This window comes from Amycolatopsis sp. NPDC058340, from assembly GCF_042723975.1.
GTDB lineage: Bacteria > Actinomycetota > Actinomycetes > Mycobacteriales > Pseudonocardiaceae > Amycolatopsis.
Window position 1 is genome coordinate 96062 of record NZ_JBHXIB010000009.1, and the last position, 21557, is coordinate 117618.

Sequence of the window (21557 nt, forward strand, 5' to 3'; positions counted from 1 at the left end):
GTCAATTCCGGCCACTTTCTGACCGGAATGCGAGCGAACCTGGATTCATGGCGAATACGAGTGCGCGGATGCTGCGGTTGCTCTCCCTGCTGCAGACACACCGCTTCTGGTCGGGGATCGAGCTGAGCGACAAGCTCGAAGTGAGCGAACGGACGCTGCGGCGTGACGTCGAGCGGCTGCGCGAGCTGGGCTATCCGGTCAACGCGAGCCGCGGCGTCGCGGGCGGCTATCAGCTGCGGTCGGGCACGGTCATGCCGCCGCTGCTGCTGGACGACGAGGAGGCCGTGGCGATCGCGGTCGGCCTCCGGACCGCGGCGAGCGGATCGGTCGAGGGCATCGAGGAAACCTCCGTCCGGGCGTTGACGAAGGTCGTCCAGGTGATGCCGCCCCGGCTGCGCAGACGCGTCGACGCGCTCCAGGCGTACACGACGCCGGCGGCCGTGACGGGCCCCCGGGTCAACGCCGCCGCCCTGACGGTGATCGCGCAGGCGTGCCGGGACGACGAGCGGCTGAAGTTCGACTACGCGGCACGCGGCGGCGAGGAGTCCGCACGGCTGGTCGAGCCGCACCGGCTCGTCTCACTCGGACGGCGCTGGTATCTGGTGGCGTGGGACCTCGACAGGGTGGATTGGCGCACGTTCCGCGTCGACAGGCTCAGCGAGCCTCGCACCACCGGCGCGCGCTACCGGCCGCGCGAGATCCCCGGCGGCGACGCGGTCAAATTCGTCGAGGCCCAGATCAAGGCGCGTCCGACCACGCACACGCTGGTGGTCCGGGTCGAAGCGCCGAAAGGACAGGTCGAGTCGGCGGTGCGGTACCTCGGTGGCGCGCTCGAAGCGATCGACGAGACGTCCTGCCGTCTGACGATGAACGTCGACACCTTCGACTGGCCCGTGCTGATCCTCGCCGCCATCGGCGCGCCTTTCGAGGTCGAGAGCCCCTCGGCGTTCAAAGACCACCTCGCGTCCGTCGCCGCCCTCTTCACGGCGGCTAGCATCGGGCCGTGAGCACCTATGTCGCGGCCGAGGGCCGATACGAGAGCATCCCCTACCGCCGCACCGGGCGCAGCGGCCTGAAGCTGCCCGCGATCTCGCTCGGCCTGTGGCACAACTTCGGGAACGACAAACCGCTGGGCACGCAGCGGGACATCGCGCGGCGCGCGTTCGACCTCGGCATCACCCATTTCGACCTCGCCAACAACTACGGCCCGCCCTACGGCTCGGCGGAGGAGAACTTCGGCAGGCTGCTGGCTTCGGACTTCAAGCCGTACCGGGACGAACTGGTCATCTCGACCAAGGCGGGCTACGACATGTGGCCCGGCCCGTACGGCGAATGGGGTTCGCGCAAGTACCTGCTGTCCTCTTTGGACCAATCGCTCGGCCGGATGGGCCTTGACTACGTCGACATCTTCTACTCGCACCGGTTCGACCCCGAGACGCCGCTCGAAGAGACGGTCGGCGCGCTCGACACCGCCGTCCGGTCCGGCCGCGCCCTGTACGTCGGCATCTCGTCGTACTCGTCGGAAAAGACCGCCGAGGCCGCCCGGCTCCTGCGTGAGCTGGGCACCCCGCTGCTGATCCACCAGCCGTCGTACTCGATGTTCAACCGCTGGCTCGAAGGCGACAAACTGCTCGACACGCTCGAAGCCGAAGGCGCGGGCTGCATCGCCTTCTCGCCGCTGGCCCAAGGGCTGCTGACCAGCCGCTACCTCGACGGCGTCCCCGAGAACTCCCGTGCGGCGCAAGGGAAGTCGCTCAACCCGGACACGATCACCGAGAACACCCTCGGCAAGATCCGGGCACTGAACGAGATCGCTCAGCGGCGCGGGCAGACGCTGGCGCAGCTAGCACTGGCGTGGGGACTGCGCGACCCGCGGATGACGTCGGTGCTGATCGGCGCGAGCAGTGTCGCCCAGCTGGAGGACAACGTCGGCGCGCTGAAGAACCTGCACTTCACGCACGAGGAGCTGGCCGAGATCGACCGCTACGCCACCGAGGCCGACATCAACCTCTGGAAGCGCTCCACCGACGCCGGCTAGCAAATCGTGTTGCCCCACCCGGCGCGCGAGCCGAGACTGCGAACATGACTTTCGAAGATCTGCTCGCCGAAGGAGAGGCCGTCCCGGTCGAAGGCTGGGATTTCTCGTGGTTCGAAGGCCGTGCCACGGAGGAACGGCCACCGTGGGGCTATTCGCGGTTGCTCGGCGAGCGGATGGCGACGGCCGCCGCCGGGCTGGACCTGCAGACCGGCGGCGGCGAGGTGCTCGCGGGCATCCCGAAACCGCCGCCGGTCCTCGCCGCCACCGAAGGCTGGCCGCCGAACGTCGAGGTCGCGCGGAAGAATCTCGCCCCGCTGGGCGGACAGGTGGTCGAGGCCGAGTACGACGCGCCGCTGCCCTTCCCCGACGAGTCCTTCGATCTGGTGACCAGCCGTCATCCGATCGAGAATCCGTGGCGGGAGATCGCCCGCGTGCTGCGTCCGGGCGGAACGTTCCTGTCGCAACAGATCGGTGCCGGCACCGTGCGGGAGCTGAAGGAGTTCTTCCTCGGTCCGCAGGACTACGGCGGCTGGACGCCCGACGTGCTGCGCGTCGAGGCCGAAGCCGTCGGGCTCCGGGTGGACCGGCTCGAACCGGCGAAACTGCGGATGGAGTTCTTCGACCTCGCCGCGGTCGTCCACTTCCTCCGGAAGGTGATCTGGATCGTGCCGGGATTCGAGGTCGAGACGTACCGCGACAAGCTCGCGGAGCTCCACCGGATGATCGAGACCGACGGGAAGTTCGTCGCGCACTCGCGGCGGGTGCTCGTGGAGGCCGTCAAGCCTCGTGAGTGGTAAGGACGGTTAGAACCGTCCTTACCACTCACGAGGGCTAGCGCAGCGGGTCCCGCGGCGAGGGCAGATGCGAGGTGTCCGGGAACATGTGGAGCGCGCGCAGGGCCGCGCCGAGTTCGGCGATGTCGGCCGGGTCGGTCAGCGACCGGCCGAGTTCTTCGGAGATCCGCTTCAGCCGGTGCCGGATCGTGTTGGGGTGACAGAACATCCGCTCCGACGTCAGCTTCGTGGAGCCCTGACATTCGAACCACGCCCGCAACGTCAGCAGCAGCACGTTCCGGTCGTCGCCGGGCAGGTCGAGGATCGGCCGGAGCACGTGATGCGCGAGCTGGACCGACGCCTCCGGCGCGCTGGCGACGAGACCCGCGAGCGGGGATTCGTTGAACTGCACCATTCCGGTCGTCCCCGGCATCATGCTGGAGAGCGCGACCCGCGCGAGGTGCAGGGCACGGGAGGTGTTCCCGAGTCCGGTGAACACCGGGCTGACGCCGATCCGGCCGGTCTGGTTTTCCCTCAGCAGCCCGATGATCACCTGGGACGCCGCCGGATCCCGCATCGAGACCACGCCGACCTGCAGATCCGGCGTGAGCCGCCAGGCGGACGCGTGATGCCGTTCGCGAAGCCGGTTTTCGATCTGTGGCAACGGTTCGTGCCCGACGCGCGGGGTTTCCGCCGCGACGACCACGTAGGTCCCGTCGAGCGAGAGTTCCAGCACGCGCGCGATGTCCCACAGCGTGCCTTCGGTGGCCGCGCCGCCGGCGAACAGCGCCTCGACCAACGCGGATCGACGGCTTTGGTGCGCCAGCATGACTTCGGCGGTGGTGTCGCGGTAGGTCGTCGTCAGCGCCTCGGCGTAGTCGTCGATCAGCGCCCAGATCGCCGACGTCGCGGCGACGAGGCCGCGAAGGTCATGATGCTCGCCCGAAGCGGTCAGTTCGACGAACCGGTTCCACACCTCGGTGAGCCCGATCCGGTAGGCCCGCAGGAGTTCCGGCAGCGGCGCGCCCTGCAACGCCCGCGCGCGCCCGGTCGCCCGCGCCTGCGCGAGGTCGGGTTTCTCCGTGCCGCGCAGGGTCCGCATGACGAACTCGAGGTTGTTCCGCACCGACGTCCGCAGTTCGGCGAGGGAGACGAACTGCGCGTCGCGGTACACCGGCATTTCGGCGCGGATCTGCTCGACGGTGCCGTCGATGAGCGCGGGCAGCTGCTTTTCGACCTCGACGGCCAGTTCGGCGACGATGACGGCCGAGCCTTCGCGGAGCACAGTTTCGTAGTGCATGGACGTCCTCCGGGGCAGGGGCTCCTCGTCGAGTCCCTGGGGCCGTCATCTAACACGACTTGCCCGGAGGTGGCCTGCCGAAGCGTAGAGGCTCCGCTGGTGCGGCGGAAACCCGGGATTCCCGCCGCACCAGCGGTATTTCACATCTTCGCGGCCGCGCTCTTGATGGCTTCGCGGATCCGGAAGTAGGTGCCGCACCGGCAGACGTTCTGGATCGCGTCGATCTCGGCGTCCGTCGGGTTCTTCGTCTTCTTCAGCAGCGCCACCGCGGCCATGATCTGTCCCGGCTGGCAGTAGCCGCATTGCGCGACGTCCTGCTCCAGCCAGGCCTCCTGCACCGGATGCAGGTCCTCACCGTCGGCGAGGCCTTCGATCGTGGTGACCTCCTTGCCCGAGCAGTCGGACACCGGCGTCACGCACGGGTTGAACGCCTCGCCGTCGAGGTGACTGGTGCAGGCCTTGCAGACGTTGATCCCGCAGCCGTACTTCGGGCCGCGGACGCCGAGCTTGTCCCGCAGCGCCCACAGCATGGGCAGATCCGCGGGCGCGTCGACGGTGACGGTCTTCCCGTTCACCGTGAAGGTGTAATTGGGCATCGGAACTCCTTGGCGGGGAAGGAAAGTCAGCGAGGGAACGGTTCAAAGTCGACGGGGAAGTTGATCGGGAAGCTGCGCGGTTTGATCCCGGTCGCCCGCGCGTAGGCGTTCCCGATCGCGCCGACCGGCGCGGGCACGCCGAGCTCACCGGCACCGCCGATCTCGCCCGTCTCCGGCATGACGAACACCTTCACGTCCATCGGAGAGTTCTTCTGCCGCGCGTAGTGGAACTGCGAGTAGCTGCCCTCCAGCGGAAGCCCCTTGTCGATGTGCAGGCCCGCGGTCAGCGTGGTGGAGATGCCGTCGGTCAGCCCGCCGAGCATCTGCGCCTCGATCCCGCGCGGGTTGATCGGCTTGCCGACGTCGACCGCGATGGTCGCCTTGGTGACGCGCGGCTTCTTCGGGTCGCGGGCGTCCATCTCGACGAGGCAGGCGGTGTACGACTTGTACTCGCCGTGCACGGCGACACCCTGCGCGAAGCCCTTGGGCATCTTCTTGCCCCACTCGCCGAGTTCCGCGACCTTGTCCAGCACGGCGCGCTGCCGGTCGTTCTTGATGAACTCGCGCCGGAACTCCACCGGGTCCTTGCCGAGTTTCGCGGCGATCTCGTCGACCATGATCTCTTCCGCGCCGCGCGTGCTCGCCGAGTACACCGACCGCCAGGCTCCGGTGTGGAAGTCCACCGGGACCTCGTTGAGCAGCTGTGTGGTGACGCCGAAGTTGTACGGCGACTTCACCGTCAGCAGGAACACCGTCTGCGCGAAGCTCAGGTTGCCGCCGACCGGCAGCTCGGAGGCGAACGCCGTGAGGACCTCGCCGAGCCCGTGGCTCCAGTCGGTCTCCACGCTGGCGACGCGGTGCTCGAAGGTGAGCACCTGGCCCAGCGCGAAGGTGGCACGGATCTTGTGGTGGCTCGCGGCGCGGGCGCGGCCGTGGCGCATGTCGTCGATACGGCTCCACATCAGCCGGACCGGTCGTTTGAACGCCTTGGAGGCGCGCGCGGCCTCGATGGCGCCGTCGGAGAACAGCCGACGGCCGAACGATCCGCCCGCCTGCTGGACGTGCACGGTGACCTTGTTCTCGGGCAGCCCGAGCTCCTGCGCGATGTTCTGCTTCGCGAGGATCGGCACCTTCATCCCGGACCAGATGGTCGCGCTGTCCTCCCGGACGTCGGCGACCGCCGAGTTGGTCTCCAGCGGGGCGTGGCTGGCGAAGGCGAAGTCGAACTCGCCGTCGACGTACTGGGTCAGCAGCGGCGGCACGACGAACGGGAGCGCCGCGGCCTGCAGCTTCTTCTTGATCGTCGCGTTGTTCTCCCCGTCGACGGTGCCGCCGTTCCAGCTGACGTCGAGGGCGTTCTTGCCGTCCAGCGCCTGGCCGAAGGTCTCGGCCATCACCGCGACCCCGGTCTTGATGACCGCGATGTCGATGATGCCCGGCATCGCGCGGACGGCGGCCTCGTTGTTGACCTTCGCGACCGTGCCGTTGATCGTCGGCGGGCGGCGGACCATGACCGGCTTCGCGCCGGGGACCTCCAGGTCGAGGGTGTACTTCAGCTGCCCGGTGACCATCGCGCGGGCGTCCTTGCGCGACTGCGGCGTGCCGACCAGCTTGTGCGCGGACTCCGCCTTCGGGGTCGCGGTGAGCTTGCCGAGGTCGGCGCGGGCGGCGGGTTTGGCCAGCGCGCCGTAGTCCGCGCGGCGGCCGTCGGGGGCGATCACCGCACCGTCCCTTGTGGACAGCCGGTCGGCCTTGGCGCCCCACTGCTGGGCGGCGGTCGCGACCAGCCGGGCACGGGCGGCGGCCGCCGCGGTCCGCACCGGGGTGTAGAGCGAGCGCATCGTGTTGGAACCGCCGGTCAGCTGGTTGAACAGCAGCTCCGAGCGGGCGTCGGAGAGGACGACGTCGACCTGGTCGAGCGGGAGGTCCATTTCTTCGGCGACCAGCATCGCGTTCGCCGTGGTGATGCCCTGGCCGACCTCCGTCCGCGGCAGTTCCAGCCGCACCCGGCCGTCTTCGCGGACTTCGAGGACGAGCAGGTTGGCGGTGGGGGCGTTCGACAGGATCAGCACGTCGCCGAGGTCGAGGATCTCGGCCGGACCGGGCGGGGTCGGGATGACGGCTTCGGCCTCTTCGGGCGCGACGGAGTCGATACCGATCTTCGTGGCGATCGTGAGGGTGGGCGCGGCGACGAGGAAGGTCAGGAACCGGCGGCGGCCGAGGCCTCCGGGGTCCGGAGCCTCACTGCCGTGGCCCTCAGCGGTGGTGGGACTGGCCATCGGGAAGATCCCTTCGAGAGCGCGCGGAGCAGGCGGGGACCCTCGCGCGGCCTGGGGTTGGATGGCGACACGCTAGGCATCGGCATTCGGCCTAGTCAACGCGGAGTAGTCGTGTCGCCCCATCTGTGTGACGAGGTGACAGCGGACGGGCTCAAATGTGTGACGCGCCACAGCCGGCGTCAGATGGAGTCGCGCTCCCGGCCCGCTTCGAGCAGGTCTTCGCGGGCGCGCGCGACGCGCGAACGCACGGTGCCGACGGGGCAGCCGCAGATCTCGGCGGCCTCGGCGTAGGACAAGCCGAGCACCTGGGTGAGGACGAGGACCTCACGCCGCTCCGGGTCGAGCCCGTCGAGCAGCATCCGCAGTTCCACCAGGTCTTCGAACCCGGCGACGCCCTCGGCCTGGCGGGCGCCGCGGCGTTCGGCGGTGGCCTCCCAGTCGACGTCGGCGAGCTTCGGGCGCGCCGAAGCCGCCCGGATGCGGTCGACGACCACGCGGCGCGCGATCGACAGGAGCCAGGTCCGCGAGGACGACCGGCCGGCGAACCGGCGCAGGCTGCCGAACGCCCGCAGGTACGTCTCCTGGGTGAGATCGTCGGCCGCGCCGACGTCGGCGAGGTGCGCGACGAAGCGCCAGACGTCGGCCTGGGTGGCACGCACCCAGTCTTCGAGCGCCCGCCGGTCGCCGCGGGCGGCGGCGAGAGCGAGCTCGGTCACCCGCTCGTCGTCGTGGTTGCGCGCCCCGGCCATACGAGAAACGTAGCAGCGTCCCGGGAACCGGGGCAGGCCCGCGCCCGACAAGTGAGACGTGAAGTGCGAGACCTGCCGCGAGGCCCTGTCGGCCCGGCTCGACGGCGAAACCGAACCCGCCCCGCCCGAGGCCGTCGACCGGCACGTGGCGGGTTGCCCCGCGTGCCGCTCGTGGCTTTCGCGCGCCGAGCGCATGCACCGGGCGATGCTGCTGCGGCCCGCTCCCAGAGTCCCGGACCTCACCGCCGTCATCCTCGAACGCACCCCCGCCCCGCCGACCGAGGGCTGGCCCGCCAGGATCGCGCTCGCCCTGGTCGCGATCGCGCAGCTCGGCCTCGCCTTCGCCCAGCTGCTGGGCGTCGAAGACCACACCGCCGGGCACGGCACGGAATCCCTGATCGGGCACCTTTCCCACGAAAGCAGCGCGTGGAACCTCGCCGTCGGCGTCGGTCTCGGCTGGGCGGCCGTCCGGACGAGGGCGGCGTCCGGGCAGCTGCCCGCGCTGACCGGTTTCGTCGCGCTCCTCCTGGCGTTGTCGGCGGGCGACCTCGTCACCGGGCAGGTGACCGCCGGACGGGTGCTCACCCACGGGTTGGTCGTCGCCGGGCTGTTCTTGCTGTACGTGGTGAACCGGCAGCACCGGCTGCGCAACCGCCCCAGCCCGGCGACGACGGCCGATCACCCCGATTCCCGCAGCGCGGAAACGGACCACGAAACCGGCGAAGCCCCCGAACGGCCCCGTCAGCACAGGGGTTTCCGGCGGCCGGCGAGCCGCCACGTCGCCTGAGCCCAGTTGGTCTAGACCATTACCGGTCACTGGGAGCACGCGTCCGGATACCGGGTGAATCACGGTTTTTCGCGCGCGGCGTGCGCGATTAGCGGCGCGGACACGTTTATCGTCGCCTGGGACCACCGAATGTAAACCTTCTTGCCCATTTCGGGCCGGAGGCGGATAACTTTGGTGGAACACCTTGGTTCGACAGGAGGCGAAGCTCGTGGTTGGCGCAGAAAACCCACCCGTCGGCACCCCCGCCGGGATGCGGAAGATCAATCAGCGCGCCGTGCTGGACCTCCTGCGCCGCAGCGGCCCGGCGACGCGGCCCCAAGTCGCCAAGGACACCGGTCTTTCGAAACCGACGGTGAGCCAAGCGTTACTGGCGCTCGAAGCGGCCGGTCTCGCCAGGGCGACCGGGCACACCTCGACCGGCACCGGCCGGTCCGCCGTCCTCTACGAAGCGGATCCCACGGCGGGCTACGTCCTCGGTGTCGACATCGGACGCGAGCATCTCCGCGTCGCCGTCTCGGATCTCGGCCACACCGTGGTCGCCCGCCGTGACGAGCGGAACACCTCGCGTTCGGGCACCGCGCTCGTCAGCGCCGTGGGCGCACTGGCGGCGGCGACGGTGCGCGAAGCGGGACTGTCGCAGGCGGACATCGTCGTGCGGGTCCTCGGCTCCCCCGGCGTCGCCGACCCGGACAAACGCTGCTTCCGGCACGCGCCGAACCTGCCCGGCTGGGGCAAGGCCGGCCTGCTCGACGAACTCGAAGGCGTCCTCGGCCCGGATCTCATGGTCGAGAACGACGCGAACCTCACCGCCGTCGGCGAATGGGAACGCGGTGCCGCGCGTGGCGCGTCCGTGTTCGGCTGCATCACCATCGGCACCGGCGTCGGGATGGGCGTGATGGTCGACGGCCAGGTCTTCCGCGGCGCGACGGGCGCGGCGGGCGAGATCGGCTACCTGCCCTACGGCCAGTCGCACGCGGCGGCCGAGGGCGAGGACGCCCCGCCGGTCCGCGGCCACCTCGAAGAGGCGACGGCGGCACAGTCCGTCGTGCGCGGCGCGCGCGAACTCGGCCTCGGCACGGCGAAATCGGCCCGCGAGGTCTTCCGGCTGGCCCGCGACGGCGACGAACTCGCCCTGCGTGCCGTCGAGGCGGAGGCGGACAGGCTCGCGTACACCGTCGCGTCGGTCGCGGCGGTGATCGACCCCGAACTGATCGTGCTCGGCGGCGGAATCGGCACCGCTGCCGATCTGCTGCTCGACCCGATCGACCGCGCCCTGCGCTCGTTCACCCCCCTGGTCCCCGCGGTCGTCCAGGGCGAGCTGGGCGACGACGGGGTGCTGACCGGCGCGATCAGCGTCGGCCTGCGCGCCGCCGAGGGCCTGGTCTTCGAACGGAAGGTCGGTGCGGCCTGAGCCGCGCGGCATTACCTCCGCGGTAATCGACAGCGGGGGCACGATGTTCCCATGACCACAGCGAAGAAGATCGTCCTCGACTGCTTCGAGAACCTGTTCGTGCGCAAGGATTTCGCCGCCGCGGGCGCGAACGTGCACCCGGATTTCGTCACCCACAGCCCGGGTTTCCCCTCCGGCCGTGACGCTTTCGTCGAAGCGATGCGGAATTCACCGATGACGGACGCGGACGTCGCTGTGAAACGCGTGATCGCCGACGACGAGCACGTCGTCGTGCACCTCCACGTCGTCCGGCCGGGCGAGGAATCCGGCGCGGCCGTCGTCGACATCGTGCGTGTGGAGGACGGGCTCATCGTGGAGCACTGGGACGTCAAGCAGCCGGTACCGCCGGGCGCGGAAATGTTCTAGGGCTTGATGATCAGGCAGGTGCTCGACGCGGTCGCGAGCACCTTGCCCTGCCCGTCGCGGATGTCGCCCTCGGCGAACGCGACGCGCGAACCGGCCTTCACCACCCAGCCGTGCGCGCGGATCTCCCCCACCGAACCGGAGATGGCGCGCAGGTAGTTCACCTTCAGCTCCACCGAGGTGTACCCGACGCCGGCGGGCAGGGTCGAGTGCACCGCGCACGCCACCGCCGAATCCAGCAGTGTCGCCGCGACGCCGCCGTGCACGGTGCCGATCGGGTTGTAGAGCGACTCGTCCGGCGTCGCGGCGAGCACGACGTCACCCTCGGCCACGCTCACCCAGCGCATGCCGAAATGCGCCGAGATCGGCGGCGGCGGGATCCGGCCCTCGGCGATCCCGGTCAGGTAGTCCAGCCCGGACAGCTCCCGGCCGAGCCGGGCGGTGGGCAGCGGATCCTGCCAGGTCACGGTCTTCTGCCTGGTCTGCCCGGTGACGTCGATGGTCATGGCTCCTCCTAAGACGATCGTCCTAGGCTTTCCTAAGACGGTCGTCCTAGTCAAGGACTATGCTGAGCCACGTGTCCGACACCACGACTCGCGAGCGGATGATCTCGACCGCCATGACGCTCTTCCGCCGGGAGGGCTACCAGGCGACGTCGTGGCGGCGGCTCGTCGAGCAGGCCGGCACGCCGTGGGGTTCGGCGTATCACCACTTCCCCGGCGGCAAGGAGCAGCTCGCGGTCGCCGCGATCGAACTCGGCACCGCCGTCGTGGCGAAGACGGTCCGCCGCGCCTTCGAGCGCAACGAGACGGTCGAAGACGCCGTGGCCTGGTGGTATCGCAAGGCGGGTGAAGCGCTGGCCGCCGACGACTACCGCGGCGGCTGCCCGCTCGCCACGATCACGCTGGAGATGGCACACGCCTCGCCTGCCATCACCAAGGCGTGCCAGGACGCGTTCGCCGCCTGGCACACGTTGCTCGTCGAGCTGCTCGGCGATGTCCAGGATCCCGAAGACGTCGCGACGGCCATCATGAACAACCTCGAAGGCGCACTGCTCGTGAGCCGGGTCCACCGATCACCCGAACCGCTGGAGCGGGCCGCGCGGCACGTCGCGCTCGTGACCCGCGCGGGTACCGCCGAGCCGGGGTAGCGTTGCCAGGCATGATCGGTCTGCCCGACACCATCACGGCCTGTCTCTTCGACCTCGACGGCGTGCTGACCGGAACCGCGGCCCAGCATCGCGCGGCGTGGAAGCGCACCTTCGACGAATTCCTGCGCGCCCGCGACGGTGACGCGTTCTCACCGTTCACCGACACCGATTACGCGGCCTACGTCGACGGAAGGCCGAGGGCCGACGGCGTCCGCACCTTCCTCGCCTCACGCGGGATCGAGCTGCCCGAAGGCAACCCCGACGACGGCATCGACGCCGCCACCGTCAACGGGGTCGGGAACCGGAAGAACCAGCTGGTACTGAAGATCATCGAAGAAGAGGGCGTGACCCCGTACCCGGGTTCCGTCCGGTATCTCGAAGCGGCGAAGGCGGCCGGACTGCGGATCGGCGTCGTCACCTCGTCGGCCAACGGCGCGAAGGTGCTCGACGCCGCCGACCTGACCAAGTTCGTCGAAGCGCGGATCGACGGGATCGTGATCGCCGAGAAGAACCTGCGCGGCAAACCCGCCCCCGATTCCTTCCTCGCCGGTGCCGAGGCGTTCGGTGTCGCCCCGGAGAACGCGGCCGTCTTCGAGGACGCGCTCGCGGGCGTGCAGGCGGGCAGGGACGGCGGATTCGGTTACGTGGTCGGCGTGAACCGCGCGCACCAGGCCGGCGAACTGCTCGCGCACGGTGCCGACGTCGTGGTGGACGATCTCGCCGAACTCCTGGAGGAGCGCAAGTGACCGAATCGCTTTTCCGCGGCTACGAGGTCGCGCCCTGGGAGCTGCGCTGGCACGGGATGGACGTCGACGCGTTGCAGCGCACCGAATCGGCGTTCGCGGTGTCCAACGGGCATATCGGCCTGCGCGGCACGCTGGAGGAGGCGGAGCCGCGCGGCCTGCCGGGCACCTACCTCAACGGTTTCTACGAACAGCACGACCTCCCTTACGCGGAAACCGGTTACGGCTATCCCGAAGAAGGCCAGACCGTCGTCAACGTGACCGACGGCAAGGTCATCCGGTTGCTCGTCGAGGACGAACCGCTCGACATGCGGTACGGCCAGGCGACCGAGCACGACCGCGTCCTCGACTTCCGGAAGGGCACCCTCGCGCGGGACACCGTCTGGTCCTCGCCGACCGGGCGCCGGGTCCGGGTGAAGACCGAACGCCTGGTCTCCTTCACCCAGCGGGCCGTCGCGGCGATCCGGTACGAGGTCGAACCGCTCGACGACGAGCTCCAGCTGGTGGTGCAGTCCGATCTGCTGGCGAACGAGCCGATCGAGTCCGACACGCGCGATCCGCGGGTCGCGGCGGCGCTGGAATCGCCGCTGGTCGGGGAATACCACCACGCGGAGGCGTATCACGCGGTGCTGGTGCACCAGACCCGGCGATCCGGGTTGCGGATGGCCGCGGCGATGGACCACAAGATCGACGTCTCCGACGGCGTGCGCACGCATATCGAGGCCGAGGACGATCTGGCGCGGCTCACCATCGCCGTCGACGTGCCCAAGGGCGGTCGGCTGCGGCTCACCAAGTTCCTCGCCTACGGCTGGTCCGCGCAGCGTTCGGTACCCGCCGTGCGCGCGCAGGTCGAGGCCGCGCTGGCCGGGGCCCGGCAGACCGGCTGGAAGGGACTGCTCGCCGAGCAGAAGGAATTCCTCGACGACTTCTGGGAGACGTCGGACATCGAGATCGACGGAGACCCGGAACTGCAGCAGGCCGTGCGGTTCGCGCTGTTCCATCTCCTGCAGGCCGGAGCCCGCGGCGAGACGAGGGCGTTGGCGGGCAAGGGATTGACCGGCCCCGGTTACGACGGGCACGCGTTCTGGGACACCGAGACCTTCGTCCTGCCCGTGCTCACCTACAGCATGCCGGACGCCGCCCGCGACGCGCTGCGCTGGCGTCACTCCACTTTGGACAAAGCCAGGGAAAGGGCGACCCAGCTGGGTTTACGCGGGGCGGCGTTCCCCTGGCGGTCCATCAACGGCGCGGAATGTTCGGCGTACTGGCCGGCGGGCACGGCGGCGTTCCACGTCAGCGCGGACATCTCCGACGCCGTCGTGCGCTATCTCAACGCCACCGGCGACGACGAGTTCATGCGCACCTGCGGCGCGGAACTGCTCCTCGAAACCGCGCGGTTGTGGTTGTCGCTGGGGCATTTCGACCGGCGGGGCCGGTTCCGGATCGACGGGGTCACCGGCCCGGACGAGTACTCCGCGGTGGCGGACAACAACGTCTACACGAATCTGATGGCCCGCCGGAATCTGTTCTACGCCGCCGAAATCGTCGGGCAGCACGACGACATCGCCCGGCGGTTCGAGGTCGGCGAGGACGAGGTCGCGTTGTGGCGCAAGGCGGCCGACGCGATGCTGGTGCCCTACGACGAGGATCTCGGCGTCCATCCGCAGTCCGAAGGGTTCCTGGAACACGACGAGTGGGATTTCGAGGCCACGGACCCGGATTTCTACCCGCTGCTGCTGAACTTCCCGTACTTCGACCTGTACCGCAAGCAGGTGGTCAAACAGGCCGATCTGGTGCTCGCGCTGCACCTGTGCGGGGATTCCTTCACCCCGGAGGAGAAAGCGCGCGACTTCGCCTACTACGAGGCGATCACCGTGCGGGATTCCTCGTTGTCCGCGGGAACGCAGGCGGTGGTGGCGGCCGAGGTCGGGCATCTCGAACTGGCTTACGACTACCTCGCCGAGGCGGCGCTCACCGACCTGCACGACGTGCACAACAACGTCCGCAACGGACTGCACCTGGCATCGCTGGCGGGCGCTTGGCAAGGCACCGTCGCCGGATTCGGCGGGTTGCGCGACCACGGCGGGCGGCTGACCTTCGCGCCGCGGCTGCCACCACAGCTGCGGCGGATCGCGTTCCGGCTGACCTTCCGCGGCACCCGGTTCCAGGTCGAGATCGACGGCGAGGGCGCGACATACCACGTGATCACCGGGGAACCGCTGGAACTGGCGCACCACGGCGAGACGTTCACGGCGACCACCGAGCCGGTGCGGCTGCCGATCCCGGCGCTCGATCCGGGTCCGGCGCCGACACAGCCCGCGGGCCGCGCTCCGACGCGAAGGCGGCCGAAGGAGGGGTGAGCGCTCAGTCCGGCGGCTCGATGGGTACTTCGCCGCCATCCGGCACGTCGTCGACCTCCTTGGTTCCGTGCGGCCCGATGTCACGGTTGGGTGCGCTCGGCACGTCGGTCTTCGGCTGGACCCCGCGGAGGTCGTCGAGGTCTTCTTCCTCGTCCTGCCCGAAGCTCTTCTTGCTTTCCCTCATGTGTCCGGGGTACCCGCTCGCGGCCGGATGCGCCAGTCTTCAGGCGGCTTTCGCCGGTTTGCCGTCCAGCGTGACCAGCCCGTCGAGCATGCCGAGCAGCAATCCGTCCCTGGTGGACCACGGGCAGATGGCGACCTGGCCACCCGAAAGCGTCAGCAACGCCTCGGCGACGATCGCGCCGGCGAGCGCCTGGTGGGAACGTTGCCGCGAGATGCCCGGCAGTTCGGCGCGGCGTTTCGCGGGCAGCTTCGCCAGCCGCGGGATCCACGCGCGCAGATCGTCGAGGTGCAGTTCCCTGGAGCGCGAGGGCCGGTCGCCGGCGAGCCGGGCGAGTTGCCGCAGCACCTTGGAGCAGCCGACGGCGCGATGATCGCGGATATGCGGAAGGACGTCCTGCATCGCGTCGCGGACCTCGTCCAGCACGTGTTCCCGCATCGCCCGCACGACCTTGGGTGACGGGCATTCGGTGGCGAACCAGTCCCGGGTCAGCGAACGCGCGCCGAGCGGCAAGGAGTGCGCGAACCCGGCTTCCTCGGCGTCCCCGGCGGCGAGTTCGACGGTCCCGCCGCCGATGTCGAGCACGAGCAGCCGCCCGGCGGAAGCGCCGTACCAGCGGCGCGCGCCGACGTAAGCCAGTTCCGCCTCGCGGCGGCCGGTGAGGAAGCGCAGTTTGACGCCGGTGGCCTTCTGGACGGCGCAGACGACCTGCTTCACGTTCGCGGCGTCGCGGATCGACGACGTGGCGAGCGGGTACACGTCCTCGACACCGTGCTTGGCGGCCATGGTCATCCCCGCCTCGACCGCGGAAGAGACCGCGTCGATCCCACGCCGGGTCAGGTTCCCGTCATCGTCGAGTTCCCTGTCCAGGCGCAGCCGCGTCTGGTGGCTCAGCACGGGGTCGAGTGGCGAACCACCCTTGGCCAGGACCACCAGCCGTGCACTGAACGACCCGACGTCCAGGACCGCGGCGGACGGCTCGCCGATCTGCTTGCGCACGCGAGGCACCTCACCTTCGTCGCGAACGGATTCCCCCGAGGTCTCGCTTTCACTCCTGATAATGGCGGATTTTCCCGCCGTTCAGGTGCTATTCACGTTCTCTTTCCACCGGGAGGCCGTTTTTTGACCACGAAGGGGGTACACCGGCGCAGGTCAAGTATACCGTATCGATACAGGTGAGAGGTTCGCCTCCCCCTGCGTGCCTAGTCGATGAGTTCGCGCAGCTTCGAAACCTGCGCCACGCGGGCCTCACGACCGGGCAGGAGCGGGTTGACCACCAGCGTGGTCGCACCGGCCTCACGGAAGGCGGCCAGCCTCTCCTTGACGTAGCCCTCGGGACCGATCAGCGAGATCGCCCTGATCAGTTCCTTCGGCACCGCCGCGGCGGCTTCTTCCTTCTTGCCGTCCAAGTAGAGGTCCTGAATGAGCTTCGCTTCGGCCTCGTAGCCGTACCGCTGAGCGAGACTGTTGTAGAAGTTCTTGCCGCGCGCGCCCATTCCGCCGATGTAGAGCGCGAGCATGCCGCGAAGGTGGTCCAGCATCCCTTCGACGTCGTCACCGATCGCCAGCGCGGTGCCGACGAAGGTGTCCAGCTCGCCCAGCGACGGGTCACGCTTCGCCTTGCCCTCCGCCAGCGACGCGCCCCAGACGTCGGCGGCCTTCTCGGGGTGGAAGAAGATCGGCTCCCAGCCCTCGGCGAGTTCGGCGGTGAGCGCGACGTTCTTCGGGCCGATCGACGCCAGCAGGATCGGGATCCGCTCGCGCACCGGGTGGTTGATCAGCTTGAGCGGCTTGCCGAGACCCGTGCCCTGCTCGGGTGGCAGCGGGATCGAGTAGTGCGTGCCGGAGTGCACCACCTTCTCCCGCCGCCACACCTGACGGCAGATGTCGATGATCTCGCGGGTGCGCCCGAGCGGCGCGTCGTATTTGACGCCGTGGAAACCCTCGATGACCTGCGGGCCGGAGGCGCCGATGCCGAGTGTGAACCGGCCGTCGGACACGAAATCGAGCCCGGCGGCGGTCATCGCGGTCAGCGTCGGCGTCCGCGTGTAGATCTGGAAGATGCCCGACGCGATCTGGACGCGATCGGTCTTCGCCGCGACGTAGCCGAGCTGGCTGACCGCGTCGAACGAATAGGCCTCGGGGACGAAGACGATGTCCAGCCCGGCCTTCTCCAGTTCGACGATGTCGGCCACGCTCTCGGCGAACCCGCCGGCGTAGCTGATCGCGGTCCCGATCCTCATCCGCATCTCCTCATCGAGTTACTGAGCGCTCGCTTAGCGATAGTATGCGCCGGGATGGCGTTCTTCGCGTGTGTCCCGGCTCACTGCGCGGCCACCCAGCCCTTCACCACGTCGTCCAGCACCCGCAGCGGCAGGATCCCGTTGCCCAGCACGACCTCGTGGAAGCCCTTGACGTCGAACCGGTCACCGAGCGCGGCCTCGGCCTCGGCCCGGATCCGCTCGATCTCCAGCCGCCCCACCATGTACGAAAGCGCCTGCCCGGGAACGGCGGCGTAGCGGTCGATCTCGGCTTCGATCTCCACCCTGGCCATCGGCGTGTTCTCGGCCAGGTAGTCGACGGCCTGCTGACGGCTCCAGCCGAGCGCGTGCATCCCGGTGTCGACGACCAGCCGTCCGGCACGCATCGAATCCTGGGTGAGCATGCCGAACCTGGTCAGGTCGCTGGAGTACAGGCCCATCTCGTCCGCGAGCCGCTCCGAGTAGAGCCCCCAGCCTTCGACGTAGGCGTTGACGTCGGCGTGCCCGCGCAGCATCGGCAGGCCCTTGAGCTTGTGCGCGATGCAGATCTGGAAGTGGTGCCCCGGAACGGCTTCGTGGAAGGCGATCGCCTCGCTCGTGTGCTTGGGGCGCTGCTCGGCCTCGTAGGTGTTCGCGTAGTAGGTGCCCGGCCGCGAACCGTCGAGCGCCGCCTCGATGTAGTACGCCAGCGTGCCGCCGGGCGCCTCCGCGGGCGGGACCGGCTCGACCTGGCACCGTTCCTCGGGCACGGTCGAGAACCACTCCGGTGCGACGGCTTCGGCGCGGGTGATGGCGTCACGCGCCGCGTCGAGCAGCTCGTCGCCGTCCCGCCAGCGCAGGGCCGGGTCGGTGCGCAGCCGCTCGAAGATCTCGTCGAGATCCTTGGTGCCGAAGACCTTCTCGCCCAGTTCGCGGTACTGCTCGGCCAGTTTCGCGATCATGTCGAGGCCGGTGTCGTGCAGATCCTGGGCGGTGCGCTCGGTGGACGTATGCGCCCGGATCAGCGCGGCGTACTTCTCCTGCCCGCCGGGAAGCGCGCAGAGACCCGGCTCGGTCTCGGGCTTCGCCACGGGCCGCAGCTCGTCGGCGAGGAAGTCGCGATACCGCGTGTAGGCGGGCCGGACGACCTCGGCCAGCAGCCGGTCCCGCTCGGCCTCGTAGCCCTCCACGGAAACGGACGCGGTGAGCGCCAGCGGATCCCCCGCCTCGTCGCCGAGATAGCGCTCCACGTAAGCGATCCCGCCTTCGACCAGGAAATCGGGCGGGACCAGCCCGTCGGCCGCGGCCGCGCGCTGACGCTCGATCAGGGCGTCCAAGTAGGCGCCCATACCTTCCAGCCGCTTCAGGTAACCGCGGACCTTTTCCTCGTCGTGCAGCGACAGCACCGAAAGTTCGTTGAGCATGAACAGCGCGGGCGAGGCGAGTCCGTCGCTGACCGAGAACTCCGAGGCCCGCGAATCGATGACGTCGGCCATCGCCTTCGCCTGCTGGATCACGACCTCGCGGGTGACCGCCTCGGCCGGGGAAAGTCCCTCGGTGGCAAGGGCTTCGGCCCGCTCGGCGATGGCGACCGCCGACGCGCGCCGGGCGGCGGCGGCCTCCGCGCTCGGATCGGGCAACGCGCCTTCGTCGCCGGGGAGGCCGAGCAGGGACCGCCACAACGGAAGCTCCTCGAACTTGAGCTCCATCAGCTCCTCGGCGAGGCCGTTCGGGGTGTCACCGTGGCCCTTCACCCAGTCGCGGACCACGCCGTCCAGCACCGAAAGCGGCAGCGAACCGCCGCCGAGCACGACGTCGTGGAAGGCCTTGATGTCGAACCGGCTGCCCAGCGTCAGCTCCGCCGCGGCGCGGATGCGCTGGATCTCCAGCCGTCCCACCATGTACGACAGCGCCTGGCCGGGGAAGGCGATGTACCGGTCCACTTCGGACTCGATCTCCACGAGCGCCATCGGCGTGTTCTCGGTGAGGAAATCGATGGCCTGACGGCGGCTCCAGCCCAGCGCGTGCAGCCCGGTGTCGACGACCAGCCGTCCGGCGCGCATCGAATCCATGGTCAGCATGCCGAGCTTCGCGACGTCGTCGGAGTACAGGCCCATCTCGTCGGCGAGGCGCTCGGTGTACAGGCCCCAGCCCTCGGCGTACGCGGTGAAGTCGCCGATGCGGCGCAGCAACGGGAGTTCGGTGAGCCCTTGCGCGAGGCTCAGCTGGAAGTGGTGGCCGGGGATGGCCTCGTGGAAGGCCGTCGCCTCGGCCGCGTGCCGGAACCGCTCCTCCGCCTTGTGGGTGTTGGCGAAGTAGATACCCGGCCGGGAGCCGTCGACCGCGGGCCACATGTAGTACGCGGCCGGCGCGCCGGGCGCGGATTCGGCGGGGACCGCCTCGACCGTCCACGGCTGCGGCGGGATCCGGCCGAACCAGTTCGGCGCCTCGGCCTCGGCCCTGGTGATGGCCGCGCGGGCCGAGTCGAGCATCTCGTCGGCGCTGGACCAGCGCAGCTCTGGGTCGGTGCGGAGCTTGCTGAAGATCTCCTGGAGGTCGCTGGTGCCGAAGACCCGCGAGCCGTACTCGCGATACTCGGCGGCCAGGTTCGCGATCACGTCGAGACCGGTCTGGTGCAGCTCACGCGGGGTGCGGACGGTCGTGGTGTGCATCTCGGCGAGCAGGGCGTAGAGGCGCTCGCCGTCGGGCAGCCAGCAGACGCCGGGCTTGTCCTCGGGGCGGCCGTGCGGCGCGATCTCCTTCGCGAGCACCTCGCGGTACTCGGCGATCGCGGGGCGGACGGCGTCGCGCAGCAGTTCGGCGCGGCGGGTCTCGAAGTCCTCGTCGGGCGCGGGCTGGCGCAGCAGCGGATCGGCCGAGGGCTCGGCGAGGTGGCGGTCGAGGTACGCGACGGCGGCGTCGACCAGGTAGGCGACCGGGACCAGGCCGCGGGCGACGCCGTCGCGGTGCCGCTGCGCGGCCTGCCGCAGGTACTCCGGGATCGCGGCGATCCGCCCGAGATGCGCCTCCGCCTGCGCGCCCGTCCCGACCGACATCATCGGCAGCACGGTGAGCACCTCGGCGGCGGGCGAGATGAACAGGTCGCTGATGGTGAACTCGACGAACCGCGAGTCCAGCAGGGCGATCCTCGCCCGCGCCATCGCGATCAGGACGGCACGGGTGGTCTTCTCCTCCGCGCTCAACCCGTCGGTGGCCAGCGCCTCGGCCCGCTCCGCGAACCCGGCGAGCCGTGCGCGGAAAGCGTCTCCGGCGGCCTCGCTGAGATCGGTGAGCCCGGTCGATTCCGGACGGAAGCCCTGCAAAGCGGGCGTGACCGGCTCGGCGTCGAAGAGGGCTTCGACGAACTCGTCGGCGAGGGCGGAGACTTCGCTCATGTTTCTTTCCCCAGTGATCGGTGGAAGCGGTATCCCCGACCCTAACGGAGAGCGAGTACTACCGAAGCCGGGTTTTGCCGCGCTCGGGCGGCCTCTCCCCACGGCGCCGAAGGCGAGACGGTAGCGTTCCCGGACGTGGCCGTGACCGATCCCGTGGACATCCGCCTGCTCGCCGCCCTCGCGGACCTGGGCAAGGCGGCCGTACACGAACTCGCGGCGAAGGTCGGGATGGATCCGCGCGAGGTCGCGTACCGCCTGGTCGCCCTCTCGGGCAGCGGGTTGCCCCTGCTCGTGGGCGTGGAGAGCGACCCGAACGGGCTACGCTCCGCCATCGCCGGCGCGCCGCCCTCCTGGGCCCAGCAGCCTCCGCAACCTCAGCAGCCCCAGCGTCCCCCGGGGCATTCCGGGCCGCACAACATCCAGGGCACGCCCTCGGGGCCGTACAACGTCCAAGGGACCCCTTCGGGCGCGTACAACGTGCACGGCACGCCTTCGGGCCGCTACCCCGGCCCGCCGTCGGCTCCGGTGCGCCAGCCGATGGCGCCGCCCCAGCCACCGCCGCGTCCGCCCGCCCCGCCGCAGCAGCAGTTCGCCCCGCCGCCGATGGCGCCCGCCGACCCGGTGATGAGCACCTGGGGTGTCCCCCAGACCGCGTCGTGGGCACGCGGCGACGAACAGCAGGTCACGCCGCAGGCCGCCCCGGAGGGCAAGAAGGGCCGGACCGGCGACGTGATGGAGACCCAGGGCCTGGAGGGCGAGCAGCTCACCGTCCAGCTGCTCGAGGTCCAGGACCCGGCGGACTACCTGTTCAGCGCGGCGGGCTACTCGCTGGAGGCCGGGGAACGCTCGGTCGTGGTGCACACCGAGATCACCAACCGCGGGAACATCCCGTTCGTGTCGCTTCCGGACAATTACCTCGAACTGCTCACCGCGGACGGCAAACCGATCGCGAAGGCGCCGGTCTCGCTGACCTCGCGGCCGCCGCACAAGATCGGCGTCCGGCCCGGCGAGACCCTGGGCGGGCACACCGTCTACGTGCTGCCGGACGCCACCCGCGTGGTCGCCGTGCGCTGGTCGCCGCGGCCGGAGCCGGACGAGCGCACGCTGACATGGTCGATCGAGGACTGACGCGCCCTTCCGCATTTAGAGGACT

At 69.8% G+C, this 21557-nt stretch carries 19 protein-coding genes; 10 read left to right on the forward strand and 9 right to left on the reverse strand.

Features of this window, described 5'->3' with window-relative positions:
- Positions 1–47 precede the first annotated feature (47 nt).
- From ACFWIW_RS14435 to ACFWIW_RS14445, 3 genes are read left to right on the forward strand one after another with little or no spacing between them, the layout of a single operon-like run.
- A complete protein-coding gene (locus ACFWIW_RS14435; protein WP_378368859.1) occupies positions 48–1007 on the forward strand; it encodes a helix-turn-helix transcriptional regulator in 960 nt (319 codons plus the stop codon).
- A complete protein-coding gene (gene mgrA, locus ACFWIW_RS14440) occupies positions 1004–2038 on the forward strand; it encodes an L-glyceraldehyde 3-phosphate reductase (protein ID WP_034324539.1) in 1035 nt (344 codons plus the stop codon). Before ACFWIW_RS14435 ends, mgrA begins: the two co-directional genes overlap by 4 nt.
- A gap of 44 nt (positions 2039–2082) precedes the next feature.
- A complete protein-coding gene (locus tag ACFWIW_RS14445; RefSeq protein WP_378368860.1) occupies positions 2083–2835 on the forward strand; it encodes a class I SAM-dependent methyltransferase in 753 nt (250 codons plus the stop codon).
- A 34-nt stretch (positions 2836–2869) separates the two neighbouring features.
- Here the strand turns inward: ACFWIW_RS14445 and ACFWIW_RS14450 are convergent, their stop codons facing one another.
- The 4 genes from ACFWIW_RS14450 to sigC all read right to left on the reverse strand — a co-directional run bounded on the left by ACFWIW_RS14450 (position 2870) and on the right by sigC (position 7735).
- Positions 2870–4111: a PucR family transcriptional regulator gene (locus ACFWIW_RS14450; protein ID WP_378368861.1), complete on the reverse strand. Its 1242-nt coding sequence runs from the start codon at positions 4109–4111 to the stop codon at positions 2870–2872.
- A gap of 140 nt (positions 4112–4251) precedes the next feature.
- Positions 4252–4707, reverse strand: coding sequence for a (2Fe-2S)-binding protein (locus tag ACFWIW_RS14455; RefSeq protein WP_007030011.1), 456 nt, complete (start codon positions 4705–4707; stop codon positions 4252–4254).
- A gap of 26 nt (positions 4708–4733) precedes the next feature.
- Entirely contained in the window at positions 4734–6986 is a 2253-nt protein-coding gene (locus tag ACFWIW_RS14460) for a molybdopterin cofactor-binding domain-containing protein (protein ID WP_378368862.1), read from the reverse strand.
- A gap of 179 nt (positions 6987–7165) precedes the next feature.
- Positions 7166–7735 (reverse strand): RNA polymerase sigma factor SigC, encoded by a 570-nt coding sequence (gene sigC, locus ACFWIW_RS14465; protein WP_016335903.1) that lies wholly within the window; start codon positions 7733–7735, stop codon positions 7166–7168.
- Between the two features lie 58 nt (positions 7736–7793).
- On the opposite strand from sigC, the gene ACFWIW_RS14470 reads away from it, so the two are divergent.
- The 3 genes from ACFWIW_RS14470 to ACFWIW_RS14480 all read left to right on the forward strand — a co-directional run bounded on the left by ACFWIW_RS14470 (position 7794) and on the right by ACFWIW_RS14480 (position 10338).
- The gene (locus tag ACFWIW_RS14470) at positions 7794–8522 is read left to right on the forward strand and encodes a zf-HC2 domain-containing protein (RefSeq protein ID WP_378368863.1); all 729 of its coding nucleotides are present in this window, start codon (positions 7794–7796) and stop codon (positions 8520–8522) included.
- A 208-nt stretch (positions 8523–8730) separates the two neighbouring features.
- Entirely contained in the window at positions 8731–9933 is a 1203-nt protein-coding gene (locus ACFWIW_RS14475; RefSeq protein WP_378368864.1) for an ROK family protein, read from the forward strand.
- A gap of 51 nt (positions 9934–9984) precedes the next feature.
- Entirely contained in the window at positions 9985–10338 is a 354-nt protein-coding gene (locus tag ACFWIW_RS14480) for a nuclear transport factor 2 family protein (protein ID WP_378368865.1), read from the forward strand.
- Here ACFWIW_RS14480 and ACFWIW_RS14485 read toward each other — a convergent pair.
- Positions 10335–10841, reverse strand: a complete 507-nt coding sequence (locus tag ACFWIW_RS14485) for a PaaI family thioesterase (RefSeq protein ID WP_125799995.1) — start codon at positions 10839–10841, stop codon at positions 10335–10337. The two genes, ACFWIW_RS14480 and ACFWIW_RS14485, sit on opposite strands and share 4 nt — an antisense overlap.
- Positions 10842–10912: 71 nt before the next feature.
- Between ACFWIW_RS14485 and ACFWIW_RS14490 the strand changes: the two genes are divergently transcribed.
- From ACFWIW_RS14490 to ACFWIW_RS14500, 3 genes are read left to right on the forward strand one after another with little or no spacing between them, the layout of a single operon-like run.
- Positions 10913–11485, forward strand: coding sequence for a TetR/AcrR family transcriptional regulator (locus ACFWIW_RS14490; RefSeq protein ID WP_378368866.1), 573 nt, complete (start codon positions 10913–10915; stop codon positions 11483–11485).
- Between the two features lie 11 nt (positions 11486–11496).
- A complete protein-coding gene (locus tag ACFWIW_RS14495) occupies positions 11497–12231 on the forward strand; it encodes an HAD family hydrolase (protein ID WP_378368867.1) in 735 nt (244 codons plus the stop codon).
- Positions 12228–14588: a glycoside hydrolase family 65 protein gene (locus tag ACFWIW_RS14500; RefSeq protein ID WP_378368868.1), complete on the forward strand. Its 2361-nt coding sequence runs from the start codon at positions 12228–12230 to the stop codon at positions 14586–14588. The genes ACFWIW_RS14495 and ACFWIW_RS14500 overlap by 4 nt, the downstream gene beginning before the upstream one ends.
- Before the next feature lie 4 nt (positions 14589–14592).
- Here ACFWIW_RS14500 and ACFWIW_RS14505 read toward each other — a convergent pair whose 3' ends face one another.
- The 4 genes from ACFWIW_RS14505 to ACFWIW_RS14520 all read right to left on the reverse strand — a co-directional run bounded on the left by ACFWIW_RS14505 (position 14593) and on the right by ACFWIW_RS14520 (position 20404).
- Positions 14593–14772: a hypothetical protein gene (locus ACFWIW_RS14505; RefSeq protein ID WP_378368869.1), complete on the reverse strand. Its 180-nt coding sequence runs from the start codon at positions 14770–14772 to the stop codon at positions 14593–14595.
- A gap of 39 nt (positions 14773–14811) precedes the next feature.
- Positions 14812–15768: a Ppx/GppA phosphatase family protein gene (locus ACFWIW_RS14510; RefSeq protein ID WP_378368870.1), complete on the reverse strand. Its 957-nt coding sequence runs from the start codon at positions 15766–15768 to the stop codon at positions 14812–14814.
- A 203-nt stretch (positions 15769–15971) separates the two neighbouring features.
- Positions 15972–17012, reverse strand: coding sequence for an LLM class F420-dependent oxidoreductase (locus ACFWIW_RS14515; RefSeq protein WP_037344934.1), 1041 nt, complete (start codon positions 17010–17012; stop codon positions 15972–15974).
- An 80-nt stretch (positions 17013–17092) separates the two neighbouring features.
- Positions 17093–20404 carry a DUF885 domain-containing protein gene (locus ACFWIW_RS14520; RefSeq protein ID WP_378368871.1) on the reverse strand — a complete coding sequence of 1104 codons (3312 nt, stop codon included), beginning with the start codon at positions 20402–20404 and terminating at the stop codon, positions 17093–17095.
- A 135-nt stretch (positions 20405–20539) separates the two neighbouring features.
- Here ACFWIW_RS14520 and ACFWIW_RS14525 point away from each other — a divergent pair, with 135 nt between their 5' ends.
- On the forward strand, positions 20540–21532 hold the full coding sequence (locus ACFWIW_RS14525) for an AsnC family protein (RefSeq protein WP_378368872.1): 993 nt from the start codon (positions 20540–20542) through the stop codon (positions 21530–21532).
- Positions 21533–21557 lie beyond the last annotated feature (25 nt).

Excerpts from the sequence above, each read along its gene's own strand:
- ACFWIW_RS14435 (WP_378368859.1), top strand. The coding sequence starts at position 48 with ATGGCGAATACGAGTGCGCGGATGCTGCGGTTGCTCTCCCTGCTGCAG.
- ACFWIW_RS14445 (WP_378368860.1), top strand. The coding sequence starts at position 2,083 with ATGACTTTCGAAGATCTGCTCGCCGAAGGAGAGGCCGTCCCGGTCGAA.
- ACFWIW_RS14450 (WP_378368861.1), bottom strand. The coding sequence starts at position 4,111 with ATGCACTACGAAACTGTGCTCCGCGAAGGCTCGGCCGTCATCGTCGCC.
- ACFWIW_RS14455 (WP_007030011.1), bottom strand. The coding sequence starts at position 4,707 with ATGCCCAATTACACCTTCACGGTGAACGGGAAGACCGTCACCGTCGAC.
- ACFWIW_RS14460 (WP_378368862.1), bottom strand. The coding sequence starts at position 6,986 with ATGGCCAGTCCCACCACCGCTGAGGGCCACGGCAGTGAGGCTCCGGAC.
- sigC (WP_016335903.1), bottom strand. The coding sequence starts at position 7,735 with ATGGCCGGGGCGCGCAACCACGACGACGAGCGGGTGACCGAGCTCGCT.
- ACFWIW_RS14480 (WP_378368865.1), top strand. The coding sequence starts at position 9,985 with ATGACCACAGCGAAGAAGATCGTCCTCGACTGCTTCGAGAACCTGTTC.
- ACFWIW_RS14485 (WP_125799995.1), bottom strand. The coding sequence starts at position 10,841 with ATGACCATCGACGTCACCGGGCAGACCAGGCAGAAGACCGTGACCTGG.
- ACFWIW_RS14495 (WP_378368867.1), top strand. The coding sequence starts at position 11,497 with ATGATCGGTCTGCCCGACACCATCACGGCCTGTCTCTTCGACCTCGAC.
- ACFWIW_RS14505 (WP_378368869.1), bottom strand. The coding sequence starts at position 14,772 with ATGAGGGAAAGCAAGAAGAGCTTCGGGCAGGACGAGGAAGAAGACCTC.
- ACFWIW_RS14515 (WP_037344934.1), bottom strand. The coding sequence starts at position 17,012 with ATGAGGATCGGGACCGCGATCAGCTACGCCGGCGGGTTCGCCGAGAGC.
- ACFWIW_RS14520 (WP_378368871.1), bottom strand. The coding sequence starts at position 20,404 with ATGAGCGAAGTCTCCGCCCTCGCCGACGAGTTCGTCGAAGCCCTCTTC.